Origin of the sequence: Nocardia sp. (genome assembly GCF_025465275.1) — a bacterium.
Lineage (GTDB): Bacteria > Actinomycetota > Actinomycetes > Mycobacteriales > Mycobacteriaceae > Nocardia.
Genome location: NZ_JAODNK010000235.1, coordinates 1 through 6568 on the forward strand (window position 1 = coordinate 1; position 6568 = coordinate 6568).

General features: G+C 64.6%; 5 protein-coding genes and 1 pseudogene. 1 reads left to right on the forward strand and 5 read right to left on the reverse strand.

Going from position 1 to position 6568, the window contains the following annotated elements; translation table 11 throughout:
* Positions 1 to 48 precede the first annotated feature (48 nt).
* The 5 genes from JWN03_RS44655 to JWN03_RS44675 form a co-directional block, all read right to left on the reverse strand.
* Complete coding sequence (locus JWN03_RS44655) at positions 49 to 552, reverse strand: GNAT family N-acetyltransferase (RefSeq protein WP_297628887.1); 504 nt, start codon at positions 550 to 552, stop codon at positions 49 to 51.
* A 51-nt stretch (positions 553 to 603) separates the two neighbouring features.
* Positions 604 to 1611, reverse strand: coding sequence for an LLM class flavin-dependent oxidoreductase (locus JWN03_RS44660; protein WP_297628888.1), 1008 nt, complete (start codon positions 1609 to 1611; stop codon positions 604 to 606).
* Positions 1612 to 1759: 148 nt separating this feature from the next.
* Positions 1760 to 4774 carry an alpha-mannosidase gene (locus JWN03_RS44665; RefSeq protein WP_297628889.1) on the reverse strand — a complete coding sequence of 1005 codons (3015 nt, stop codon included), beginning with the start codon at positions 4772 to 4774 and terminating at the stop codon, positions 1760 to 1762.
* Positions 4775 to 5013: 239 nt separating this feature from the next.
* The gene (locus JWN03_RS44670) at positions 5014 to 5802 is read right to left on the reverse strand and encodes a helical backbone metal receptor (RefSeq protein ID WP_297628890.1); all 789 of its coding nucleotides are present in this window, start codon (positions 5800 to 5802) and stop codon (positions 5014 to 5016) included.
* A gap of 6 nt (positions 5803 to 5808) precedes the next feature.
* The gene (locus JWN03_RS44675; protein ID WP_297628891.1) at positions 5809 to 5982 is read right to left on the reverse strand and encodes a hypothetical protein; all 174 of its coding nucleotides are present in this window, start codon (positions 5980 to 5982) and stop codon (positions 5809 to 5811) included.
* Positions 5983 to 6309: 327 nt separating this feature from the next.
* Here JWN03_RS44675 and JWN03_RS44680 point away from each other — a divergent pair.
* A pseudogene (locus JWN03_RS44680) lies at positions 6310 to 6568 on the forward strand (hypothetical protein); the annotation flags it as partial.

Consider the following 6568-nt stretch of genomic DNA (forward strand, 5'->3'; position numbering starts at 1 on the left):
CCGGTCAGGAAGGGAGCGACAGTCCCCCTCTCGATCGGGGAACCGCAGTCAGCCGCGCTGACCAGGCAAGCGCATGAATGTGTGCCGTCCGAACAGTGCGGGCAGCCGGCGCCGCACCGGCTGCTCGAAGACCAGCTTCAGTTTTCGGAGCACAACCTGCGGCGGCAGCCGCCACTTCGACATGCGCTGGAAGCCATGGCGGGCGAAGTAGGCAGGCTTCGCAGTGGCGAGCCAGACCAGCGTCCCGCCCGCCACATCGGCCATACACGCGCGCACGAGCATCGTGCCGATACCGTGGCCGTGCGCGACCGGGTCGACCGCAACCGCCAGGATTTCCGCATTGGCCCGCCGGTGGCGGTGCAGCGCAGCACGACCCACCAATCGACCAGCGTCCGTCACGACCACAAAATCGCTCAGGTCGCGGCGGATCCGACCCTTGGACTGCTGGAACAACGACGTGTCGGCGGCATTCGCTGCGAGCACTCGGTGGATCGCCTCGACATCAGCTTCCACCGCTCTTCGCACGGTGAACTGTTCGAACTGGATCCCCACCTGGAAAATTCAACCACCACTCACACGAATGCCGTTGCAGTACCAGGCCACTCAGCGCGTGGCGGGTTCCCTGGCGGCCATGGCGTGGCCGGTGAGTTCGACGGAGTGCACCCGGTCTTCGATGCTGTGGGCGTGGTGGGCGAGGATGAGTTCGTCCGCTTGGATGCCGGCGGCGAAATCCTCCAGGTACGCAACAACTTCGGTGGCGGTGCCGACAGCGGTGTACTTGGTCATCGATGCCAGTTGGTGTCCGTTCGGCGAGGACAGGAAGGCGTCGATCTCGTCGTCGGTGTAATCGGCACCGGCTGCGCCGCGCTTGATGAATGCCCGGGTGCGTGCCCGATAGGAGATCGTCTTCTGCTCCGCGGCCTCGTCATGGTCATCGGCGGCGAACACATTGACACCGGCCATGACATACGGCTCGGCCAGCTGCTCCGAGGGCTGGAAACCATCACGGTAGGCGCGGACCGCCTGGTGCAGGGCGTCGGGTGAGAAGTGGGAGGCGAAGGCATACGGCAGACCGAGGTGAGCGGCGAGCTGAGCACCGAACAGTGACGAACCCAGAATGTACAGCGGCACAATGCCTTCCGCGCGCGGGACGGCCTTGACCCCTGGAATGCGCGAATGGCCCGACAGGTAGCCCTGCAGTTCCAGCACATCCTGCGGGAACGAATCCGCCGAAGCGGGGTTGCGGCGCAATGCCAGCATGGTCTTCTGATCGCTGCCCGGCGCACGGCCCAAACCCAGATCGATGCGACCGGGGAAGAGCGTCTCCAGCGTGCCGAACTGCTCGGCGATCACCAGCGGCGAGTGATTGGGCAGCATGATCCCGCCCGCACCGAGCCGAATGGTCTCGGTATGCGCTGCCACATACCCGATGAGAACGCTCGTCGCACTCGAGGCGATCGAGCTCATATTGTGGTGCTCGGCGTACCAGACGCGGCGATGTCCACTGCGCTCCGCGGCCTGCGCCAACTTGACGCTGTTGTCGAAGCTGTCACGCGCGGTCTGCCCGGGCGCGATCGACGCCAAGTCGAGAAGGGACAGTGCGATGGGCATACGAACACCGGCTTTCAGAGAAATCGACTGGTTCGGGTCGCGGGCAGTACGCACCCGCTCCCATTGACAATCCGCGAACCGCCGAACTTATGCCCGGAGCCGAACCACCGGGGCGGTGAGATTCGTGACTCCGCCCCGGTTCGCCGGTTCAGGTACGGGTGAATCGGAGTGTGACCAGCTGGAACGGTCGCAACTGCAGCCGCACCGCCGCACCCTCCGCAACGGCGGAAGTGTCGCTTCCTACCGGCCGCTCCAGCAGATCGCAGACCTGGAATCCGGAGGTATCGAATCCGGTGGTGACAAGCGCCGACGCGCGGCCACCCTGCGCCTCGTAGATGCGGAGCACAATATCGCCGCTGCCGTCGTCGGCCAGTTTGACGGCGCTGCTCACCACCGCGTCATTGTCGATGGTGAACAGCGGCGCGACTGCCTTGGCGACGGCCGGCGTGAATGGCGCGAGGTTGATGCGGTAGCCCGCACTCACCGCATCGCCGAGCGAGGCGCCCGGAATCAGCGAGTGCCGGAAAGTGTGCGCGCCGTGGTCGGTCTCCGGATCGGGAAAGCGCGGCGCGCGCAAGAGCGAAGCCCGCACCGTTGTTGTCGTCCCGCCATCGGCCCGGACCGTGCGGGTGACGTCATGGCCGTAGGTCGAATCGTTGACCAGCGCCACACCCCAGCCCGGCTCGGCGAAGTGCACGAACCTGTGATTGCAGGCTTCGAACTTCGCGTACTCCCAGTTGGTATTGGTGTGGGTCGGCCGGAACATGTGCCCGAACTGGGTTTCGGAGGCATAGCGGTCGGCGTGAATGTCCAGGGGGAACGCCAGTTTGAGGAATTTCTCGGTCTCATGCCAGTCGACGCTGGTATCGATATCGAGGCCGTGCTCGCCGGCCCCCAGCGACAGGATCTGCTCGACCTTCGAGGACCCGAACGACCGGCCCACCCGCACCACCGCGGAGGCCGTCGAATCCGGCCCTGCCACAATGAAATCCACGTCGGTGAGGTCGGTGACCCGGTTCCGATAGAACAGGTCGACATCCCAGGCATCCCACGAGTTCGGCAGATCCGGATGCAGCTGCAGCAGGTTCGCGGCCGAATCCGGTGGCAATGTCTCACGCCGGCGCTCGAGGTCGAAGACCGATATGACGAGCCCGCGCGCATCGACTTCGACTCGCAGCACACCGTTTTCGAGGACGAAGCCACCCTCGGCGCGTGCGATCACCGAGCACGAGCCGGACTGCTCCGGCTGAGCGGCCGCCCCGGCCGGAACCGATCGCCACGGGTGCGGCGTCGAATTGAAGAGGTTCGGCCCCACCCGCTCACCGCCAAGCACCCATTGGGCCCGCTCGATAATCTCGGCCAGTTCCTGTGCCACCGCCGCGTAGGTCTGCGCGGCCTCCCGGTACACCCACGCGATCGCCGAGCCCGGCAGAATGTCGTGAAACTGGTGCAGTAGCACCGTCTTCCAGGTGTGATCGAATGCGTCATAGGGGTATGCGAAGTCCTTCCGCACCGCTGCCGTGGCGGCCCACAGCTCGGCTTCCCGCAGCAGGTGCTCGCTGCGCCGATTGCCCTGCTTGGTCTTCGCCTGACTGGTCAGCGTGGCGCGATGCAACTCCAGGTACAGCTCCCCCACCCACACGGGTGGGTTCGAATACTCGGCCTCGGCCTTGGCGAAGAAGTCGGCGGGCTTGTCCCACAGCACTTTCGGCGAGCCTTCGAGGTTCTTCATCCTGGCGGCTTTCGCGACCATCTCCCGCGTGGTGCCGCCACCGCCGTCACCCCACCCGGTAGGTGCCAGTGACATCGACGCGCGGCCCTTGTCCTTGAAATTCCGTGCGGCGTGCGCGATCTCGCGCCCCTGCATCGAGCAGTTATAGGTGTCGACCGGCGGAAAGTGGGTGAAGATCCGAGTCCCGTCGATGCCTTCCCAGAGGAACGTATGGTGCGGGAACTGATTGATCTCACTCCAGGAGATCTTCTGTGTCAGTAGCCATTTGGACCCGGCAGCCTTGATGATCTGCGGCAGCCCGGCCGCGAATCCGAACGTGTCGGGCAGCCACGCCTCCTCGTTCTCGATCCCGAATTCCTCCAGAAAGAACCGCTTGCCGTACACGAACTGCCGCGCCATTGCCTCGGAGCCCGGCATATTCGTATCCGACTCCACCCACATCCCACCGGCGGGCACGAACCGCCCCTCCGACACCGCCTTCTTGACCTTCTCGTACACCTCGGGCCGGTGCTGCTTGAGGAAATCGTATTGGGCGGCCTGGGACATGGTGAAGATGAACTCGGGTTCCTCGGCCAGCAGCGCGGTCATATTCGCGGTGGTGCGCGCGACCTTGCGCACCGTCTCGCGCAGCGGCCACAACCACGCTGTATCGATATGCGCATGGCCGACCGCGGAAATCGTGTGCGCCGACGGTGTCGCCGGCTTCGCGAGCACATCGACCAAACAATCCCGCGCCGCCGCGGCAGTCGAGTTCACATTCTGCAGATCGATGGCATCCAGCGCCCGCTCGATCGCCCGCACAATGTCGTAGCGGCGGGCCGGATCCTCGGGCATCTCGTGCATCAGCTCCCCGAGCACTTCCAGGTCCATCACCAACTGCCACACGTCTTCATCGAATACCGCGAGGTCCATTCGCCCGAGCCGATACTGCGGCTCCCCACCGGCAGTGAGCTTGTCTCCGAGCGCAGTCGGTGAGAAGAAGGGAATGACCGGATTCGAAGCCGCCTCGACATGCAACACCACATCCTCCCCACCCACCGCCGGCGCTGCCACCCGCACCCACTGATTGCGCGGATGCAGCCCTTTCACCGGCGACCCATCCGCTCGATAAACCAGCCCCTCGCACTGAAACCCCGTCATATTCCGATCGAACCCGAGATCGATAATCGCCTCGACAGTCTTCCCCGCCCACCCCTCCGGGACCGTCCCCTCAACCGTCAACCAACTGGTCCCCCAGGGCGCACCCCACCGATCCCCCGATTCGATTGCCGTCCGAGGCCCAGCCAACCCCTCAGCCACCGGGACAGGCTCATCCGACGCAACCCACATAGATGCCCTCAGCGGCACAGACTCCGGATAAATCGCCGGAACGATCCGCTCCCCGAGCACCCGCCCCAGCCGACTCTCGATCAACCGACGGTCATCATGCACAGCGCTAGCTCCCATCGCGGCGGCGGCCACAACCTACGGCCCCCATTCTGCGACAACGATGGGTGGTTTCAGTGCCCCCAGCTCGTTTCGTTCCTCGCACATGGTCGAACTCGAGAACGACGGGATCGCCCTCACCGCAGTCGACCGGTCGGCCTGCACAGACCGGAACCTTCCCTTTCCGCAGTTCCGAAGTGGCTGCGGTATAGCAACATTCACAGATCGGGTAGGAACGCAGCAACCTATTTTCGGGGCGCCAGGACGGTGGCCGCTGCCAGTTGATCGATCAGTGACTCGCGGGCCGTGACCAATGAGGGGCCGTACCAGGTGAGGTTGCGACCCTGGACCAATGCCACCGGAATTCCGGGAAAGGCGTCCGGGCCATCGGTTTCGGTGAAGATATATGGCTCGTCGGGGAGTACGGCGAGGTCGACGTCAGTCACCAGTTCCTGGCGAGACAGTGTCGGATACCGCCCTGGGCGGTCAGCGTGAACGAGATCCAATCCCAGCCGACGCGCGAGATCACCGGTGAACGTCTCTCGCCCGACAACCATCCAGGGATCACGCCACACCGGAATCACCGCCTTGCGCAGCGGTTTCGGTGGCGGCGGGGCCCACTTCGCCTCGGCCTGCCCCAACCAGTCCGGTGTTCCGACGTCGAGGCCCGCCGTGAATAGCCGGCCTATGGACGTGAAGGCTTCCTCCAGCGTCCGAATCCTGGTCACCCACACCGCAATACCGGCATCCCGAAGCCGATCGACATCGATCCGCCGATTCTCCTCCTGGTTGCACACCACCAGATCCGGAGCGATCTCGACAATCCGCCGAACATTCGGATTCTTCGTCCCCCGCACCCGCTCAACCGGCAACTCCCGGGGATGCGTACACCAGTCGGTGGCCCCGACCAACAGATCCGGACAGGTCACCGCGATCGCCTCGGTCAGCGACGGCACCAGCGACACCACGCGCCGCACCGGCCGCCGCACCCGCACAGGCGAACCGAGATCATCGACCACGTCGCTGGTGACCACAAACCCTCAGCCGGTACAGAACGTGCCGGCCGACAACGCACCCAGCACACACTCCGGATGCGCCACCACCCCGAAGGGGTCACCGACAACCGGCGACACCGCGACCAGAATCCCGTAGACGGTATCCACGGCCACTCCAACCACCAAACCTGTGTACACCGACAAGAAGTTCGGGTCCATGGCCCCCAGCCTAGACGAGCAAGCCCGAAGGCCCCGACCTCCGGTCCGCAGTCCCCGAGCCCCGAACGGTGACGCTCCCCATCATTCGGATGACTGGTTCAACGACACCGAGCACAGCCCGAAGATGCGTGTCATCGCCGGAGCGCTCCGGACCATACAGCCCGCGCAGGTACCCTCGAGTACCCCACAGCCAGTACCTGGCCCGGCGAAGCCCAGTGAATGACAAGAGGCTGGTTGCGGTTCTGTTAAACCCGAAGATTCTGAATAGCGTTATATCACAACACAATTCGCCTTTCAGGGTCGGTTTACCGGGAGTAGAATAAAGGCATGGAATCACGGGGAGAAACCGCAATCACGACCGGTGCAGCCGCACTGGTCGCGGCGGTCGACACCCTCACCGCTGCGTCGTTGATTCCGGTGTCGGACACCGACATCGTGGAGTTGATGCAGCAGATCGAAACCAGTACCCGCCGGTTGGCGTCGGTGACCCAGGACCTGATCGTGCAAGCCTGCGCCCGGTCCCTGCCCGCCCGTAACGGTTCCGCCAGCCCCGCCCTGTACCTGCAAGCAGTCCTGCACATCTCCC